The 18,957-nt window shown below is 69.1% G+C and carries 13 protein-coding genes and 1 pseudogene; 10 read left to right on the top strand and 4 right to left on the bottom strand.

Annotated elements, in window-relative coordinates:
- Positions 1 to 4 precede the first annotated feature (4 nt).
- Entirely contained in the window at positions 5 to 1,507 is a 1,503-nt protein-coding gene (locus tag ACSVC7_RS14075) for an alpha/beta hydrolase (protein ID WP_448204853.1), read from the bottom strand.
- A 782-nt stretch (positions 1,508 to 2,289) separates the two neighbouring features.
- Between ACSVC7_RS14075 and ggt the strand changes: the two genes are divergently transcribed.
- Entirely contained in the window at positions 2,290 to 4,020 is a 1,731-nt protein-coding gene (gene ggt, locus ACSVC7_RS14080) for a gamma-glutamyltransferase (RefSeq protein WP_448204852.1), read from the top strand.
- 269 nt (positions 4,021 to 4,289) lie between these two features.
- Here ggt and ACSVC7_RS14085 read toward each other — a convergent pair whose 3' ends face one another.
- Positions 4,290 to 4,970 (bottom strand): class I SAM-dependent methyltransferase, encoded by a 681-nt coding sequence (locus ACSVC7_RS14085; protein WP_448204851.1) that lies wholly within the window; start codon positions 4,968 to 4,970, stop codon positions 4,290 to 4,292.
- Positions 4,971 to 5,695: 725 nt separating this feature from the next.
- Here ACSVC7_RS14085 and ACSVC7_RS14090 point away from each other — a divergent pair.
- The 4 genes from ACSVC7_RS14090 to ACSVC7_RS14105 all read left to right on the top strand — a co-directional run bounded on the left by ACSVC7_RS14090 (position 5,696) and on the right by ACSVC7_RS14105 (position 13,298).
- Positions 5,696 to 6,445: an FkbM family methyltransferase gene (locus tag ACSVC7_RS14090; protein WP_448204850.1), complete on the top strand. Its 750-nt coding sequence runs from the start codon at positions 5,696 to 5,698 to the stop codon at positions 6,443 to 6,445.
- A 13-nt stretch (positions 6,446 to 6,458) separates the two neighbouring features.
- Positions 6,459 to 10,466, top strand: a complete 4,008-nt coding sequence (locus ACSVC7_RS14095) for a tetratricopeptide repeat protein (RefSeq protein ID WP_448204849.1) — start codon at positions 6,459 to 6,461, stop codon at positions 10,464 to 10,466.
- A 172-nt stretch (positions 10,467 to 10,638) separates the two neighbouring features.
- On the top strand, positions 10,639 to 11,868 hold the full coding sequence (locus ACSVC7_RS14100; RefSeq protein WP_448204848.1) for a putative DNA modification/repair radical SAM protein: 1,230 nt from the start codon (positions 10,639 to 10,641) through the stop codon (positions 11,866 to 11,868).
- Complete coding sequence (locus ACSVC7_RS14105; protein ID WP_448204847.1) at positions 11,865 to 13,298, top strand: UdgX family uracil-DNA binding protein; 1,434 nt, start codon at positions 11,865 to 11,867, stop codon at positions 13,296 to 13,298. Before ACSVC7_RS14100 ends, ACSVC7_RS14105 begins: the two co-directional genes overlap by 4 nt.
- Here the strand turns inward: ACSVC7_RS14105 and ACSVC7_RS14110 are convergent.
- Entirely contained in the window at positions 13,288 to 14,130 is an 843-nt protein-coding gene (locus ACSVC7_RS14110; protein ID WP_448204846.1) for a GntR family transcriptional regulator, read from the bottom strand. The genes ACSVC7_RS14105 and ACSVC7_RS14110 overlap by 11 nt on opposite strands.
- An 88-nt stretch (positions 14,131 to 14,218) precedes the next feature.
- Between ACSVC7_RS14110 and ACSVC7_RS14115 the strand changes: the two genes are divergently transcribed.
- The 5 genes from ACSVC7_RS14115 (at position 14,219) to ACSVC7_RS14135 (ending at position 18,725) form a co-directional block, all read left to right on the top strand.
- On the top strand, positions 14,219 to 15,148 hold the full coding sequence (locus ACSVC7_RS14115) for a ribokinase (RefSeq protein WP_448204845.1): 930 nt from the start codon (positions 14,219 to 14,221) through the stop codon (positions 15,146 to 15,148).
- Positions 15,149 to 15,278: 130 nt separating this feature from the next.
- Positions 15,279 to 16,112 carry a helix-turn-helix transcriptional regulator gene (locus ACSVC7_RS14120; protein ID WP_448204844.1) on the top strand — a complete coding sequence of 278 codons (834 nt, stop codon included), beginning with the start codon at positions 15,279 to 15,281 and terminating at the stop codon, positions 16,110 to 16,112.
- 167 nt (positions 16,113 to 16,279) lie between these two features.
- Positions 16,280 to 16,645: a hypothetical protein gene (locus ACSVC7_RS14125; RefSeq protein WP_448204843.1), complete on the top strand. Its 366-nt coding sequence runs from the start codon at positions 16,280 to 16,282 to the stop codon at positions 16,643 to 16,645.
- Between the two features lie 59 nt (positions 16,646 to 16,704).
- Complete coding sequence (locus ACSVC7_RS14130; protein WP_448204842.1) at positions 16,705 to 17,451, top strand: LysE family translocator; 747 nt, start codon at positions 16,705 to 16,707, stop codon at positions 17,449 to 17,451.
- A 305-nt stretch (positions 17,452 to 17,756) separates the two neighbouring features.
- Complete coding sequence (locus ACSVC7_RS14135) at positions 17,757 to 18,725, top strand: IS5 family transposase (RefSeq protein ID WP_448204841.1); 969 nt, start codon at positions 17,757 to 17,759, stop codon at positions 18,723 to 18,725.
- Between the two features lie 26 nt (positions 18,726 to 18,751).
- On the opposite strand, the pseudogene ACSVC7_RS14140 reads toward ACSVC7_RS14135, so the two are convergent.
- Positions 18,752 to 18,957 (bottom strand): annotated as a pseudogene (locus ACSVC7_RS14140) (hypothetical protein); the annotation flags it as partial.

Raw genomic sequence — 18,957 nt, forward strand, 5'->3', positions numbered from 1 at the left:
GGCTTCACCGCCCTCCCGTGTCGGATTGATTTTGGCGAAGCGCCTGCCGGGAAGACGCCTGGGCCAGCGGCTCTTCGATGCGGCGCATCAGGTAGGGGAAGAAGGGGTTGGACGACATGCGGAGCAGGCTGTCCATGCTGACGATCAGCGCCCCGCGCTCCCCGCGGGCGGCCACGGCGCCCAGGTGGATGCCGAAATCCTCCGCCGGGTCGGGCCGCAGGCCGTAGAGGGAATCGCTGATCGGAAATGGCAGGGCGACGTGCGACAGCGAATAGACGTCGAACGGATAGACCAGCCCCAGCGCGTTCACCTGTTCCGTCTCCGCGCCGGCCTCCGTGACGCGCTCGACCACGTCGGGGCTGTCCGCATCGGCGTTGGTGATGATCGTGGTCCGGAAACGCCGGGGCGGATCGGGCAGGATGCGCGCCAGCATGGTGTCCGACGCCGAACTGAGGAGCGGACCGAACTTGGTGTTGCGGTTCACGTCGAACAGCACCAGCTCGCTGCCGTTGTCGGGCAGATGGGCGTACAGGCCCGAGAGGATCGCGCGCGTGCTGACGGTGAAGTCCATCACCGACTGGAAGGTCAGGATCGGGGGCAGGTCGGCCAGCCGTCCGTCGGCGGCGCGGGCCGCGACTTTGCTTTGGAGCGCGGTGGTCAGAAGATACGATTGCCGCGCGCCGTTGACCGGAAAGGAATTGTATTTGAAGGGATTGAATTCCGGCACGACGCTGAGCCATGCGGCCTTCGCGAAGGGCGGGAACAGCGCGGGCAGCCCGGCCAGACCGGCGAAGCGCGCGAAGGAGGTGATCCCGATCATCGGCGAGATCAGCGTGATGCGGTCCGGCCGCCTCAGCCCCGTATCATCCAGGGCATCGAGCGCGTACATCATGGCGAGCGCGCCGCCGTTGGAAAACCCGACCAGATGGAGCGGCTGGGTCGGCGCGATGCGCCGCTGGGCCTCCCTGACCGCCAGCCGGGTGGCCGCCGACCAGTCTTCCCAGCCGATGTCGCTCAGGCCCGCGGGAACGGTGCCGTGGCCCGGCAGCCGGGGGGCGACGGCAACGAATCCGTGCGCCCGATAGCGTCGGGCGATGTGACGGAGGCTGTAGGGTGAATCGGTCAAGCCGTGAAGGAAGACGACCGCCCCACGGGGAGGGCCGTCGGGCTCCAGCACGTAGGAGCGGTTCCAGTCCTGGGAAAACCGGCCGGGGTAAACCGGGCTTCCATCAAAGTACCGGTTGACGGGAATACGATCTTCCGGAGGCAGCTTCTGCGTGACCTCGGCCCGCACGCTGTCGAAGATGGCCTGCTCGGCCTTCAGGTATCGGGTCCAATCGCTGCGGTCGAGTTCCTTGCCGTGCAGCTCTTCCGGAACATAAGTGTGCCAAGTCTCAAGAGGTTGCCCGCGCTGCGAGTCATAGGCGCGGATGAGGAACAGCGCCGCAATGCCCATGGCGAGCAGCACAGCCAACCGCTTCGTTGTTTTCCATGCCAAAGCTCGCATGATTTCGGCTCATTTTGCAGCTTCTGAGTTGACCGGGGATTTTTTCGGCGATTCTGTGTATCGCTGCTTTTGTGTGTTGAGTTTCTGTGTGTTGAACATCAAGGCTCTCCGGCCTCGCCGTGGATGGGGACGCCGCACAGACGGGATCGTCGTGGCGTGCCGATCGTGAGATGAGCCGGCCCCCGATGTGTAGCGACGACATGTGTAGTGACGACGGGCGCATAGAGAACCCTGGTAACGGTATGTTACGGTACCCACGGCATTTCTTGCAGCGTATCCATGACTCTATTGCTGCAAAACCGATCGCCATAAACAGCGGTCACGAAAATACGCAGATGACCAGTATATAAAAAGTCCGCGCAAAACGTTGAATTGCTTGTCATTTATACAATGGTTTTTCTAGAGCAAGTCTTGGACGTACGGCGGATTAACACCGGTAGGAAACGTGAGATCAATCAAAATGACGTATGCACTATCGAGCAGCTCTGAAGGCGCGACAATGGGCGGACGTGCCACTTGGCCCCGCATGCGCGCGGGTCCAGCGGGTGGCGCAAGCGGTCAAGGGCTGGGGCCGGGCGGGCCGTGATCGAAGCGTTGGGTGAGGAGGCCCAGCCTGCGGGCCCCCTGAAGGCGTTCCGGGAGGTGTGACGGAAGTGTGATTGTTGGGCCGTCGAATGGTTGGCACACTGTACCCCGTGCCTGACTGCTGTTGTGGCAACAAGCAGATCAACAATGGGCAGATCAACAATGGGCAGATCAATAACGGCAAGGGAGTAAGGGACATGGGCTCCTCCTCGGGCTCTCGTATCCTGTGCGCCGCCATGGGCGTCGTTGCGCTGATGGCCGCCGGACCAGCCGCCGCGGCCTCTCCGCCGCCGGTCCCCGGCGAGAACGGGATGGTCGCAACCGCGCAGCATCTGGCGTCACAGGTCGGCGCCGACATCCTGCGGCAGGGCGGCAACGCCGTGGACGCGGCGGTGGCGGTCGGCTATGCGCTGGCCGTGGTGTATCCGGCGGCCGGCAATCTCGGCGGCGGCGGCTTCATGACCATCCGTTTCGCCGACGGGCGCACGACCTTCCTGGACTTCCGCGAGAAGGCGCCGCTGGCGGCCACGGAGACCATGTACCTGGACCAGGCCGGCAACCCCATCAAGGATGCCAGCACCCGCGGCTATCTGGCGGTCGGCGTGCCGGGCTCGGTCGCCGGGCTCGACGCGGCGCTGACCAAATACGGCACCTTGAAGCGCGACAAGGTCATGGCGCCGGCCATTGGCTTCGCCGAGAACGGCTTCAAGCTGCTGCAGGGCGACGTCAACCTGTTGAACGAAGCCACCGAGGACTTTCAGAAAGACGCGCCCTCGGCGGCCATCTTCCTCAAGGACGGCAAGCCCTACCAGGTTGGCGACACGCTGGTGCAGAAGAACCTCGCCAACACGCTGCGGCAGATCGCCGAGAAAGGGCCGGACGCCTTCTACAAGGGGCCGATCGCCGACGAGATCGTCAAGGCCAGCCAGGCCGGCCGCGGCATCCTCGCCAAGGCCGACCTGGAGCAGTACAACGTGCGCGAGATGAAGCCGATTGAGTGCAGCTACAAGGGATACGCGATCACTTCCGCCCCGCCGCCCAGCTCCGGCGGCCTGATCATCTGCGAAATCCTCAACATCCTTGAGGGCTATCCGCTCAAGGACTGGGGCTACAACTCGGCGCAGACCGTGCACTTCATGGTCGAGGCGATGCGGCACGCCTACGTCGACCGCAACAGCGCGCTGGGCGATCCGGACTTCGTCAAGAACCCGGTGGACCGCCTGCTCGACAAGGCCTACGCCGAGAAGATCCGCGCCGCGATCCCGGCGGACAAGGCCGGCAACTCCAAGGACGTCGCCCCCGGCACCGCGCCGCACGAGGGCACCAACACCACGCATTACTCGATCATGGACAAGGACGGCAACGCCGTCGCGGTCACCTACACGCTGAACGACTGGTTCGGCGCGCGGGTCACCGCCGGCAACACCGGCGTCCTGCTCAATGACGAGATGGACGACTTCACCAGCAAGCCCGGGGTCCCCAACCTCTACGGTCTCGTGCAGGGCAAGGCCAACGCCATCGCGCCGGGCAAGCGGCCCCTGTCGTCCATGAGCCCCACGGTGGTCGCCAGGGACGGCAAGCCGGTCATGGTGGTGGGCAGCCCCGGCGGCTCGCGCATCATCACCATCACGCTGCAGACCATCCTCAACGTGATCGAGCACGGGATGGACATCCAGCAGGCCGCGGATGCCCCGCGCATCCATCACCAGTGGCAGCCGGACACCGTCTACGCGGAGCCGTTCGCCCTGTCCGCCGACACCCGCAAGGTGCTGGAGGGCATGGGCTACAAGATCACCGAGCAGAAGCCCTGGGGCGACGTGGACGCCGTCCTCGTCGGCGGGCCGGCGCTCGGCATGTCGGGCGGCAAGCATCGTTACTTCGGCGCCAACGACAACCGCCGCCAGCCGGGCGAAGCGGTCGGCTACTGAGGCCAGACCGGCGATGTGGCGCGCTGGTTCGCCTGACCGATGTCATGGCCCGGCCGGCGCCACGAGTGTCCGGCAAGGTCTTTGCGTGCGCCTCGCCCCGTCGCGCGAGCACAGCCATTCTGTGTCCAGGAACCTTGAACCCTTTCCGTTTTCGTCATGCCCGTGTCAAGCACGGGCATGACGATTCGGTTCAATCCAGGATATGTGCAAAACAGGTTGCAAGTGCACGGCGAAGGCCCCGGACATGCTGCCGGCGGCCGTCCACCACATCATCTCACGTTCCCGTTCAACCGCGGTGCGGCTCCGTTCCGCTGGGCCGCACCTCCGGAAGGCACCGCCGTTCCCTCGTACATGAAGGTCATGATTTTTGGCCCCGGCAGGTAGCTTCTCGTCAGGTCGGTGATGTGGAATCCAGCCGCGCGGATCAGGTCGTCCATCTTTCGGTCCAGGTGGCAGCCACCCGAACAGCGTGACCACAGCGGCGTCAGGCGATGCTGCCAGCGCTGAACGCCCTGGGCCGGGGCAAGGCCATGCTCCACGAAGCGCAACTCCCCGGCCGGTTTCAGAACCCGGCGCGCCTCCCGCAAGGCGGCGGACGGGTCGGGTATGCTGCACAGGGACCAGGTCACGACCACCGTGTCGAAGCTGTCGTCCTCGAACGGCAACCGTTCCGCGGTTTGTTCCACCAAGGTCACCGGCAAGGTCACCGGGCGGGAGGACTCCGCCGCGGCGCGCCGGGCCATGGCGAGGAGCTCGGGAGAGGGATCGACGCCGACGACCTCGTCGGCGGCCGCGCCGTAGAACGGCAGATTGCGCCCGGACCCGATTCCGATTTCGAGGACACGCCCGCGTGCTTCTCCGACGACTCTGGAGCGGAACTTCCCGAGCAGCGCCTGTCCCATGATCCAATTGATCAGCCGGGGCAGGATGTGGTGCCGATAGATGGCCATGCTTCCGTGTCTCCGGACTTCCGCCTGGACGCGGGTTCCGCTCCAAGGCGGTTCATGATCCGACCGTCCTCGAGGCGATCGGAGGTCGGCCTCCGACATTGGGCTGACAGCCTCCATCAGAATGGACTAATGTATAATGCGTCGAGGCTGCCGCGGCAACCGGTCTGACCACCGGCGGTCCATGTCCGTCCTCACGAGTCCGTGAGCGGAAGGCGAGTTCCTGGACGGCTCGGAATCGCGCTCGCGGCCTGGAAAGCGCTGAAGCCTTTCCGCGTGAAATATCCCGCAATCATTGAACGAGCAATCGGGTCGTCTTCTGCGACGATGAGGGGGTCTCGCTTTTCCAACACAATATAGAGGCGCCCCGAACGATCGCCTTGGCCAGCAAGCAATAGAACACGCGTGTGCGCAGCCGTTGACCATGCCGGTCAGTGCTTTCGCTCACCATCGTCGCCGATAACAATTTCAATGAGGGTAGATGGGAGGGCGCGCCCCGTGGTATGCGTATGGTTGTCGTGGTCGATGCGCAACCGGTTGGGGCGGGCATTGCCCGACCTAAGCCCGGTCGTCGCAATCCATGTCGTGCTGTGCTTTGGATAATGCGTACACGAATATTTGCGAGGCCCGAACGACGGCGCATCATCCCATGTCCTGGGGCGAATTCTCTGCGGATCAAGGTCTTGCCCAGCACTCCTTGCCAGACCTGGAAATGGGGCTGTTCTGATATGCGCAAACTTCCGTTCGCCATCGTGGTGCCGACCGTCTACGGACAGATGATCGTCAATCGTCACGACATCAACCAGGCCAACGCTCTCCTCAAGACCGGACGGGCCGTCGATCATGCGGAAATCGACCTGCTGGCGCAGATCCTGCGGCGGTGGGGCACGGAGCTGACGGTCCTCGACATCGGGGCCAACTTCGGCACCTATTCGATGGCCCTGGTCCATGCCGTCGGTGCCAGGGGCAAGGTCCATGCCTTCGAGGCGCAGCGCATCATCTTCAACATGCTGGCGGGCAGCGTCGCACTGAACGGCATCACCAACATCCATTGCCACAACATGGCCGTGGGGGATCGCGAGGGCTCGATCCCGCTGCCGCAGTTCGACTACGACCGGCCGCTCAATTTCGGCAGCGTGGAACTGGGGCCGGTGCAGCGCGAACCGCTCAGCCAGGAACGCCGCTACGACGCGGAGCAGGCGGAGGACGTGCCGCTGACCACCATCGACCGCTTCGCCTTTTCGCGAGTGGGCCTGATCAAGATCGACGTGGAGGGCATGGAGATGGCGGTGCTGGACGGCGCCGCGGAAACGATCGCGCGCTGCCGCCCCGTGCTGTACGTCGAGTTCCTCAAGAGCGACGCGGAGGCGATGCGGAAACGGCTGGAGGCCATGGCCTACACCGTGCACGTGATCGCCATGAACTACCTCTGCATCCCCCAGGAAGCCGCCGGCCGCATCGACCTCCGGATCGGATGACCGGAGCCCTGGCATGACCAACCTTTCCACACCCCAAGCCGCCGCCCAGGCTCGCCGCATCACGCGGCCCCATGACATGGAGGTCCTTCTCCGGCGTATCCTGGCCGCCGATGGCATGGTGGGGGAGGCGTGGCTGCGGCTGGGCGGGCTGGCGCTCGACGACGGTCGGTCCCGGCTGGCGGCCCGGTGCTTCGCGCGGCTGATGCTGCTCGAGCCGGGGCGGGCGTCGGCGATGCACAACCTGGGCGAGGCGCTGCGGCTGGCCGGCCGGCGGTCCCAGGCCGCCGTCGCCTTCCGCCGCGCGCTGCAACTGCGCCCGGAATACCCCAAGGCCCTGGCGGCGCTGGCCCTGCTGCGCCAGCAGGACGGCGCGATGCGCGCCGCCCGGCGGACGGTCGCGCGGGCGCTGGTGCTCGACCCGGCCATGGCCGCCGGTTGGCACGGCCTGGGCCTGATGCTGCCGGACCTGAACCAGCCCGAGGCGCTGTTGCGGGTCATGCGGCGCGCGGCCCTGCTGGCCCCCACGGACGCGACGATGCGCGCCGCCTTCGGCCTTGCCCTGGTCGAGGCCAAGGAGCCGGCGGCGGCCGTCGCCCAACTGCGTCTTGCGGTGGCCCTGGCCCCGGAGGAGGCCGGCTTTTACGGCAACCTCGCCGGGGCGCTGATGCAGACCGGCGATTACGACGCATGTCTGGCGCTAACGCGGCGCATCCGCCGGATGGACCCGACGGCGGCGGAGGCCGACGCCCAGGATTGCCTGGTGTGGATGATGCACGGCGATTTCCGGCGCGGCCTCGCCCACGCCCGCCGCACCCTGGCGCTGGCGCCCGACCGGCCCGGCGCCTTGATCAACGGCGGCCTGCTGTTCCACGCCCTGCGCCACCTCGACCCGGCCATCGCCTGGAACGAGCGCGCCCTGCGGCTCGACCCGAAAAGCCCGGTCGCCCGCTTCAACCTGTCGCTGTCGCTGCTGGCGCGGGGCGACTTCGCCCGTGGCTGGCCGCTCTACGAAGCGCGCTGGGCGATGTGGGGGGCGAGCTATCCGCAGCACGCGCCGGCCTGGACCGGCGGTCCTCTCGCGGGGCGCAGCATCCTGCTGGTGGCCGAACAGGGCCACGGCGACACCCTGCATTTCGTCCGCTACGCCACGCTGCTGGCGCGGCGGGGTGCGTGGGTGGTGCTGAATGTGCAGCCGGCGCTGAAGCGCCTGCTGGCCCGGACGCCGGGCGTGGCGGCGGCCTTCGGCCTCGACGAGGAGCCGCCAGCCTGCGACCTGTGCGTGCCGATGCTGAGCGTCCCCGGCCTGCTGGGCACCCGGATGGAGACGATCCCGGCCGAGATGCCCTACCTTGTCCCCACCGACGAGGACCGCCGCACATGGCGGGACCGGCTGGCGGGCGAGCCCCGGCTGAAGGTCGGGCTGGTCTGGGCCGGGGAGCCGCGCAAGGAGGATTTCAAGGCCAGTTCGGTCGACCGCCGCCGCAGCCTGACGCTGGCGGCCTTCGCCCCGCTCGCCGGGATTCCGGGGGTGGCCTTCTACAGCCTCCAGAAGGGCGAGGCCGGGGCGCAGGCCAAGGCGCCCCCGCCCGGCCTGGAGATCGTGGACTGGACCGAGGAGCTTCGGGACTTCGCCGACACGGCGGCGCTGATCGAGCAGTTGGACCTCGTCATCACCGTGGACACCTCGGTGTGCCATGTGGCGGGCGGCCTTGGGCGGCCGGTGTGGGTGCTGTCGCGCTTCGACGCCTGCTGGCGCTGGCTGGACAACCGCGCGGACAGCCCCTGGTACCCGACCATGCGGCTGTTCCACCAGAAGGAGCCCGGCGCGTGGGAGCCCGTCGTGGCGCGCGTCGCCGCGGCGCTGGCGCAGCGTGTGGCGCCGGTGCCCGACCCAGTGCCCGACACAGCCGTGCCCGCCATCCTGACGGCGGCGCTCGCCGCGCATCGGGCGGGGCGGCTGCTTGTCGCGGCCGGCGGCTACCGCCGCGCGCTGGCGCTCGACCCGGCGCAGGGCGACGCGCTGCATCTGCTGGGGCTGACGGCGCTGTCCGACGGGCGGCTGGCGACGGCGGAGGTGCTGCTCGACCGCGCGGTGCGGCTGGAGAGCGGCCGGGCCGCCTTCCTCAATTCCCTGGGCGAGCTGCACCGCACCGCCACCCGGACCGCGGCGGCCATGGAGCGGTTCCGGCGGGCCGTCGCCATCGACCCCGGCTATGCCGAGCCGCTGGTCAACCTCGCCAAGTTGATGGGGTCGTCCGGGCGTCCCGCCGACGGGCACCGGCTCGCCCGGTGGGCGGCCCGGCTGGCGCCGGGGCTGCCCGACGCGTGGCGGGCGATGGGGCACGCGGCGCTGGACCGGGGACGCAACGGGGACGCGGCGGCGGCCTACCGGCGCGCCCTGGCGCTGGATCCCGCCCAGGATGAATGCCTGGACCACATGGCGCGCGCCTGCAACCTCCAGGGCAATCTGGCGGAGGCCGAAGCGCTGCTCGCGCGGGCGCTCCGTCTCCTGCCGGCCAGCGCCCAGGCCAGCGCCCAGGCCAGCGCCCAGTCCTGGCGCAGCCTGGGGGACATCCGCCTGAAGCGGAAGGATCCGACGGGGGCGGAGCGCTGCCTGCGCCGCGCCGTGGCGCTGCAACCCGACTTCCCGGAGGCGCTGAACAACCTCGGCGGCGCGCTGCTGGGCGTGCGGCGCTTCGCGGAGGCGCGCCAGCCCTACACCCGCGCCGTGGCGCTCCGGCCCGGCTATCCCGATCCCTGGAACAACCACGGCAACGCGCTGCACGAGATCGGCGAGACCACGGCGGCCCTGGACCATTACCGGCGGGCGCTGGCGCTCGGCCCCGACCATCCGGTGGCCTACGCCAACCTCGCCGAGGCGTTGCGCACCCAGGCCTGTTCGGCCGAGGACTACGCCACCGTCGAGCGGCTGTGCCGCCGCGCGCTGATGCTGGTGCCCGACCACCTGCCGGCGCTGAACGTGCTGTCCGTGATGGGGCTGGACCTGCGGCGGCTGGCGGAGGCGGAGGCCGGATTCCGCCGCATCCTCGACATGGATCCCGACAACCCGTCGGCGCGCTTCAACCTGTCGCTGGCGCTGCTCAAGGCCGGGCGGCTGCGCGAGGCGTGGGACCATTACGAGGCGCGCTGGAAGGTCGGGGAAATCCCCGTGCCCAAGGCTCCCGGCCGCCAATGGAACGGCGAGCCGCTGGAGGGCCGGACCATCCTGCTGCACGCGGAGCAGGGGCACGGCGACGTGCTGCATTTCGTGCGCTACGCGCCGCTGGTGGCGCAGCGCGGCGGCCGGGTCCGGCTGGCCGTGCACAGTGGGCTGCGGCGGCTGATGGAGCGGATTCCGGGGCTGCTGTCGGTGCACAACCTGAACGACCCGGTGCCGGTCACCGACCTGCACTGCCCGCTGCTGAGCCTGCCGCGCGCTTTCGGCACCGGGCTGGACGACATTCCGGCGGCGATGCCCTACCTGACCGCCGATCCGGCGGAGGCGGAACGCTGGCGCGCGCGCCTGCCGGCCGACGGGCGGCTGAAGGTCGGGCTGGTCTGGTCGGGCGATCCCCGGCCGCACAGCCCCAAGGCCAACGCTGTGGACCGGCGGCGCAGCCTGACACTGGCGGCGCTGGCCCCGCTCGCCGCGGTGAAGGACGTCGTCTTCGTCAACCTGCAAAAGGGCTCCGCCGCCGTTCAGGCCAAGGAGCCGCCGCCCGGCCTGGAAATACTGGACTGGATGGACGAGGTCGGCGACTTCGCCGACACCGCCGCTCTGGTCGCCGGGCTGGATCTGGTGATCACGGTGGACACCTCCGTCGCGCATCTGGCCGGGGCGCTGGGGCGGCCGGTGTGGGTGCTGTCGCGCTTCGGCGGCTGCTGGCGCTGGCTGACCGATCGTGACGACAGCCCGTGGTACCCGACCATGCGGCTGTTCCACCAGCCGGCGCCGGGCGCCTGGGAACCGGCCGTTGTCCAACTGGCGGCGGCGCTGGCGGCCTTCCCGGAGGGCGCCTGACGACAGGCGGCGGCTCCCTTCCCGGCCCGCAACCCCGCGCACCGGCGAAGGGCGTGGTGGTGGACACCGGGACGGAAACGCTCGCCCACCACATCACCTCACCACATGCGATTGTCCTGATCGTTCGCTTGCCTTCGTCCCAAAACGGAACATAATAGGAACGAAGAGGTGAATGAGGATTGGCTCCGTGGACGACGCGCTGCTTGAGAAGCTCGGCATTCTGGCCGATGCGGCGAAATACGACGCTTCCTGCGCATCCTCGGGCGCCAGGGGGCGCAAGGGCGGGGCGGCGGGGATCGGCTCCACGACGGGGAGCGGGATTTGCCACGCCTACACACCGGACGGGCGGTGCGTCTCGCTGCTCAAGATCCTGCTGACCAATTATTGCCTGTTCGACTGCGCCTACTGCATCAACCGCCGCTCCTCCAACGTGCGGCGGGCTCGGTTCAGCGTGGCGGAGGTGGTGGCCCTCACGCTCGGCTTCTACAAGCGCAACTGCATCGAGGGGCTGTTCCTGTCGTCGGGCATCATCCGGTCCCCGGACCACACGATGGAGCAGATGATGCTGGTGGCCCGCAAGCTGCGGCGGGACCACGGCTTCGCCGGCTACATCCACCTCAAGACCATCCCCGAGGCCAGCCCCTGGCTGATCGAGCAGGCCGGTCTGTGGGCCGACCGGCTGTCGATCAACCTGGAACTTCCGTCCGACGGCAGCCTGGAAAAGCTCGCCCCGGAAAAGGACGGGCGGTCGATCAAGGCGGTCATGGGGCAGGTGCGCGAGCGCATCGCCGAAGCCAGGGAGGAGCGGCGGCGCTTCTCCCCCGGCGGGCAGAGCACGCAGCTGATCGTCGGGGCGGATGAGGCGACCGATGGGGCCGTGCTGCGGACCAGCGACACGCTCTACCAGCGCTACGGCCTGCGCCGGGTCTACTATTCGGCCTTCAGCCCGATCCCGGAGGCCAGCGCCGTCCTGCCCGCCAAGCCGCCGCCGCTCCAGCGGGAGAACCGGCTGTATCAGGCCGACTGGCTGCTCCGCTACTACGGCTTCACGGTCGAGGAGATCGTGGCGGGCGGGGAGGGCGGGATGCTCGACCTCGGCGTCGATCCGAAGCTGGCCTGGGCGCTGAAGAACCGCGACCGCTTCCCGGTGGACGTGAACCGCGCCGACCGCGAGCTGCTGCTGCGCGTTCCCGGCCTCGGCGCGCGGGCCGTCGACAAGATCCTGGCGGCGCGGCGCCACACGCGGCTGCGGCTGGAGGATGTGGCCCGCCTGTCCGCCGGGACCAAGCGGGCGCGGCCCTTCCTGATCACCGCCGACCACCATCCGGGCGGGCTGACCGACCGGCTGGACCTGCGCCGGCGCCTCGTCGCCCCGCCGCAGCAATTGAGCCTGTTCGGATGATCCGGCACCGCGTCGATCTGGAGGAGGGGGCCGACCTCGCCGGATTCCGCCGGGCGGTGCGCGGCCTGATCGCCGCCGATGCGCCGCCCGACGCGGTGCTGTGGAGCGCGGGCGGCGCGCCGTCCCTGTTCGGGGACAGCGCCGATCCCGCGTTCGACGCGGCGCCGCCGGTGGCCCTGCCGCGCCCGGTGGGGGAGCTGGTGCAGGCGGTGGTCTGCCATCGCGAGCCGGAACGCTATGCGCTGCTCTACCGGATGGTCTGGCGGGTGCTGCATGGCGAGCGCGGGCTGCTCGACCAGCACGCCGACCCGCTCGTCCACCGGCTGGTGCTGCTGCACAAGGCGGTGCGCCGCGACATCCACAAGATGCACGCCTTCCTGCGCTTCCGGGAGGTGAGGGACGGCGCCGGCGCGGAACGCTACGTCGCCTTCTTCAGGCCCGACCATCACATCGTCGAAGCCGCCGCCCCCTTCTTCGTCGAGCGGTTCGAGAGCATGGTCTGGTCGATCCTGACGCCGGACGGCTCCCTGCACTGGGACCGGCGGGCGCTGACGGTCGGGCCGCCGGCGACGCTGCCCCAGATGCTGGACGGGGGGCTGGACGAGGACGGATTCCAGGCGGGCTGGCGCCGCTATTACGAGAGCACCTTCAACCCGGCGCGGGTCAACCCGGCCGCCATGCGGGCGGAGATGCCCCGGAAATACTGGGCCAACCTGCCGGAGGCGGCGGCCATCCCGCAACTCATCCGCACGGCACCCGACCGTGTCCGCGCCATGATCGGGCGCGAGCCCGTTCCCTCCACCCGCCGCACCCCGGACCGGGCGCTGGCCGCCATGGCGGCGCAGAAGCCGGCCTCGCTGGCCGAGCTCAACGCCATCATCCGCCGGTCGGAACCGCTGGTCCCCGGCGCCACCCAGGCCGTGCTGGGGGAGGGGCCGGAAGGCGCCGCCATCGCCTTCGTCGGCGAGCAGCCCGGCGACCAGGAGGACCGGCAGGGCCGCCCCTTCGTCGGCCCGGCCGGACAGCTGCTGACCCGCGCGCTGGACGAGGCCGGGATCGACCGCGGCCACGCCTACCTCACCAACGCCGTGAAGCATTTCAAGTTCGAACAGCGCGGCAAGCGCCGCATCCACCAGTCGCCGACGGCCGGCGAAGTGAAGCATTACCGCTGGTGGCTGCTGGAGGAGCTGGGGTTCGTGAAGCCCCGCCTCGTCGTGGCGCTGGGCTCCACCGCGGCGCTGGCCTTGTCGGGGCGGAGCCTGTCCGTGCTGCGCGACCGGGGTCCGGCCCGGTTCGGCGACTGGGAGGGCTTCGTCACCGTCCATCCCTCCCACCCGCTCCGCCTGACGGAGGGGGAGGAGGCGCGCCGCGCCTACGCGGACTTCGTCGCCGACCTGCGGCGGGTGCGGGATATGGCGCCTACACTTTGAGGGTGAGGCGGTAGGTGTAGACGTCCCCCCGGAACAGCCCTTCCACATACTCGATCATGCGCTTGTCGTCGGTGTAGCTGCGCCGCTTGATGAGCAGGCAGGCGACCGGCTCGGTGAAGTCGAAGACCTCGCATTCTTGGGGGGAGGGCAGGGTCGCCTCGATGGTCTGGTCGCAATGCGTCAGCGGCACGCCGCAGCGTTCGCTGAGACAGGCGTAGACCGACTTGGACAGGTCGCCGTTCGGCAGGTCCGGCGCGGCGCTGAGGTCGTACCAGGCCGTCTCCAGCGACATCGGGATGCCGTCGCCGCGGCGCACCCGCACCAGCTTCAGGAAGCGCGCCGTGGAGGGCAGCCCGAAGATGGACGCGATGGAACGGTCGCAGACCGTCCGCTGCTCCAGAATGTCGGCGGACGGCGTGCGGCCCAGTTCCCGCATTTCCTCCGTGAAGCCCTTCAGCCGGTCCATGCCGGTGTCCACGCGCGGGCTGCCGGTCCGGACGATGAAGCCCAGCCGCCCATGCGCGCTGATCAGGTTCCGGTGGCGCAGCATGTGGTAGGCGCGCTGCACCGTGGCCCGGCTGACGCCGAGACTTTCGGCCAGTTGACGCTCGGCCGGGAGAGTCGTACCAGCGGAGAGGGAGCCGCCTTCGATCAGCGCCAGCAATTGCTCCTCAAGCTGCTGATACATCGGCCGCGCCGTGTCGTCGCGCAGATGCAGCAGGGAGGACAGCGACGGCTTGGCCTCCCGCCCGGACCCGCTTTCGGCCGCGGGCTTGCCGGTTCCACCGTTCCCGGTGGGCAACTGTTGCCGCTGAATGCTCTGGTTATGCACGACTGGGTTCCAAACACCTGAGTTCCAAAGGCCCGAGTTCCAAACGCCCAAGTCCTAAACGCCCAAGTCCTAAACGACGGAGGTCCGAATGGATGAGAACGCTTCTCTCTTCGTCCTGGGCAGCTTCGTGATCGCCTGTTCGGCCAAGGTCGCCCGCTTTCCGCAGCCCGGCGAGTCCCTGTGCGCCGAGGCCTTCACCCTGGAGACCGGCGGCAAGGGCTTCAATCTCGCGGTTGGCGCTCGGCGCCTGGGGGTCGCGGTGGACGGATTGCTGGCGGTGGGCGACGATGTGTTCGGCCGTCTTGCGGAACCCGCCCTCCTTGAAGCGGGCTTGCCGGTGGGCATGATCCGTCGTTACAGAACAACAACCGGCAGCGGGATTGGTTTCACCAACGCCGACGGGGAGAATTGCCTGGCGGTTTTTCCCGGTGCCAACCTGCTGCTGTCGGCCGACGACGTCCGCGCGGCCCCCGGCCTGACCAGGGCCGCGCTCGTGCTGGCGCAGTTGGAGATCGCGGACGCGCCCATCGCCGAGGCGTTCCGGCTGGCGCGGGCGGCCGGCGTCCCGACGCTGCTGAACCCGTCCCCCTTCCGCCGGATGGCCGCCGGCGTCCTGGAAAACACCAGCCTTCTGGTGCTCAACCACGTCGAAGCGGCGCAGATGGCCGAGGCGTTCGGTGCCTCCCCGGTGGACGAGGCGGCGCGGCTGGGGGCGCGGCTGCTCGACCACGGGCCGGAGACGGTGATCGTCACCCTGGGCGCGCTGGGGGCCGTGGCCTGCCGGGCGGGCGCCGAGCCTCTGCACCAGCCGGCCTTCCCGGTGCAAGCCGTGGACACGCTGGGCGCCGGCGATGCCTTCACCGCCGGCTTGGCGGCGAGCCTGCTGGAGGGCCGCCCCCTGCCCGAAGCGCTGCGGCGCGCGGCCGCCTGCGGCGCCATGGTGACCCGCGGCCTAGGCGTGCTCGGCGTCCTGCCGACGGCGGGGGAGCTGGACCGTTTCCTGGCCGAGGCGGGCTGACGGAACCGGCGCGGGCGAAAAAATCGGCATCGTGACCATTGGCGTTTTGGACTGTTTTTGGACCGACCATAAACACCCCAAACAGCCCACCCCGGCCCGATTTCTTTCGGGGTAGGCGGGAGGTTTCGCCATGATCGGTTCGCCCGCCGTCGCCCTTGCTCAAACTGCGGTCCACATCGCGGCCAGCGCGCCGCGGGACCTGCCCACCAACGGCGATTGCGGCAACGGCGATTACGGCAACGGCGATGGCGGCAGCGGAGATTTCGGCGGCCCGGCATCCGGTCCGTCGCGAGCGCACGGCGGTTGGCCGATGGACCAGGACACATCGTGGCTGGCGAAGGCTCTGGCCTGGACCCTGAACCGTCTGGACCTGGGTGTTTTCCTGGTCGACGCCCACGCCCGCGTGGCCTTCGCCAACCGCGCGGCGGAAAACCTCGTTCGCGAAGGGCAGGGGCTGCGGCTGCGCGACGGCTTGCTCGAAGCGACCCAGACGCGGCAAACGCGCGCCCTGCACGACGCGATCGCGGCCTGCTCCCGCAACGGGGGCACCCGCAACGGGGATGCGCCGGACGCCGACAGGCTGTTCCTCATGTTCGGCGGCGGGTGTGGCGCCACGCCGCTGTCCTGTTACGCCACGCCGCTGCCGAGGGACTTGCGCGACGCCTTTCCGCTCGGCCCGGTCGCCTCGCTCTTCATCGGCGATCCGAGCCGTCCGGGCCTTCCGACCGCGCGGCAGTTGCAGGCCTGCTTCGGGCTGACCGCCGCCGAAGCCGCCCTGGCGCTGGAGGTGCTGGCCGGTGACGGGCTCCAGGCCTGCGCCCGCCGGCTAGGCATCTCGCACACGACCGCACGCACGCATCTGGGCCACGTCTTCGAGAAGACGGGTACCAAACGCCAGGCGGAGTTGGTGCGCGTGCTGCTCGGCGTCTGTCCCGGTGTCTGCCCCGGTGTCTGCCCATCCTGACGCCGAGCCCCCTTGGAGTGCCGTCCCTCTACGTTCGTATAGCCTGCTTTCCAGAAGTCCATGCCTCCTGCGTTCGCACGATGCATGCCGTCCATTGCCCTGCAACCATTCAGGCCATTTCGGGTCCGTGATTGGCAAACAGGGGTTCGGCAGGCAAGGAGGCGACCATGGGTGTGGTGAACACGGGGGCTGTGGTGAACACGGGGGGTGTGGTGAAAGCGGGATTACGGCTGGCCGGCGCGGCCGGTGTCCTGGTTCCGATGCTCACCCTCATCCAACCCGGAGTTCTCCGGGCCCAGGAGGAGGCCGCGCTGCTGGTCCCGGTCCAGGCCCCGGTCCAGGCGCAGACGGCTCCGGAGAAAGCTCCGGCCGTCGATCCCGAGAAAGACACGGTGGCTCTTGAATCGTCCCAAGGACAAACCGTCACCGGCGAGCAGACGGCCGAAGTGGTCCGCGTCGGCCAGGGGCTGCGGCCGGACGGGACGGAGATCGCGCCCAGCGAGGTGCCACGTCCCTGGATGATCAGGCAATAGCGCACGGTGGTGGCCCACACGGTGTTGGCCCGGGGGTTTGGAATCGACGGACGGGAGCCATGAACGGGCTGTTCGCGGGCGTTGTCCTGGGGCTGTCGATCGCGGCACCGATCGGTCCCATGGGCGTGCTCTGCATCGAGCGGGCGCTGGCGGGCGGGTTCGCCAGCGGCTTCGTCGCCGGCCTCGGCGCCGCCACCGTTCACGCGGCTTATTCCGGCTTGACCGGGCTGGGCCTAGCCCAGTTCGGCGCCCAGTTCGGGGCGCCGTCCGGGTCCTGGCACCTCCTCCTGCGCATCCTGGCCATAGGCCTGCTGTTCCGGATGGGGGGCGGCATCCTGGCGCGGAGCGTCGATGGTGCTGCGACGCAGAGCGTCGATGCAACTCTGAAGCGGAGCGTCGATGGCGCAACCTTCCGGCCCGTGGCGACCGCCCTCCTCGGCGGCTATGCGACGGCGGTCATGCTCACCCTCTCCAACCCGGTGACCATGTCCTTCTTCGCGGTGATGACGCCCCCGATGCCCCTGGACGGGAATGCCCTGGCGCTGGACGCGGTCCAACTGCCGCTGGGCGTGTTCCTGGGCTCAGCCCTGTGGTGGATGGTGCTGAGCGGAACCGTCTGCGCCGCACGGTCCCGCGTGACCGACCGCGCGCTGCGCGGCGTCAACCGGGTGTGCGGGCTGCTGATCGTCGGCATCGCCTTGCTGTTCACGCTTCAGTCGGCCCAGCTTCTCCTCGCCGAGGCGATCGCCGGCGCTCCCTTCCGCGCCGGCCCGGCAACCGACCTGGGGCCGCTCCCGGGGCCGTAAACACGGACGTCCTCTTTCTGTCGCTGCACCGTCGGACATGTGGGCTGCGATGGGATGGACGGCACTCTGGAGGCGAGAGCATCCGGACTTTTGCGGATAGTTTTTCCATAATGCTTCTTATGGAGAAATATTAGCGTTTGTGGTGGATTCTATTCTGAAGTGCAACTCTTGTGTCATTAGAAGAGCTTACCGGCTTGACGGGCTCGACGAATGCGGACGGTGGACGTTGGTGCACAAAGCCCGGGCTGGTGGTGGTCGGGAGGGCGAGCGGGTATAGAGGCGGCCCGCTGAAGTCGAGCCGACTGATGCCGTACAAGGCCAATGAGCCCCGCCGCCACAAGATCCCGAAGGCCCGGTACCGTGTGGAGAACTGGGCGGCCTACAATGCAGCGCTGCGTCGACGCGGTGACCTGACGATCTGGGTGACGCTGGAGACGGTCGCCGCCTGGACGCCGCCCGCTACGGGCCGACGCGGCCGGCCGGCGCGCTACTTGGACGTGGCGATCGAAGCCGGGCTGATGCTGCGTCTGGCGTTCAGTCGGCCGTGGCGGCAGACCGAGGGGCTGCTGGGCTCGCTCATGCGCCTGCTCGGCCTGGACCTGCCGGTTCCGGATCACACGACCTTCTCCCGGCGCAGCGCCAATCTGGAGGTCGCGTCAGCGCTGGCCAGGATGGACGGGCCGGTCAGCGTGGTCATCGACGCCACCGGGCTGAAGGTGTTCGGCACGGGCGAGTGGCACCTGGAAAAGCATGGAGGCCAAGCGCGCCGGAGCTGGAGAAAGCTCCACTTGGCGGTTGATCTCGATACCGGCGAGATCCTCGCCTCGGAGCTGACGACCACGCAGGACGGCGATGCCTCGCTGGTCGGCCCGCGGCTCGACCAGATCAAGCGCCCGATCGGCACGGTGCTGGCGGACGGCGCCTATGACGGTGAGCCGGTCTGCCGCGCCTTCGCCGCCCACACCCCCGACGCCGAGGTGATCATCCCGCCGCGCTCCACCGCGGTGCCGAGCGAGACCGCTGCAAGCGCGCCCACGCAGCGCGACCAGCACATCCAGATGATCGCAGAACGCGGACGGCTCGGCTGGCAGCGGGCGGTCGGCTACGGACGCCGATCGTTGGGGGAGGTGGCAATGTTGCGGTACAAGACCTTGATCGGGCGCAGCCTCCGCGCCCGGACTCTGCCTGCCCAGAAAGTCGAGGCGGCGGTCGGCTGCAAGGTCATGAACATGATGACCAGCCTCGGCATGCCGGCCTCCCGCAAGGTCGCCTGAACGACAACTTTCCAGGGCGGAGTCCGTCAATGCGCTGAGTTCTGCACCAACGTCCCGGCGCGCTGCTCCCAGCCCTGCAGCCCGTCGGCCACGGCTTGGCGCAGCGTCGCCAGATCCTGCGCCGGCACCGCGTCGGGCAGCGGGTCGACGCCGGCCGACACCATGACGCGCGCGTAGGCGTTCTGCAGGTCGGCGAACACCAGATCGCGCCGCAGGTCCGAGACCAGCGCCG

This window comes from Azospirillum mesophilum, from assembly GCF_053470405.2.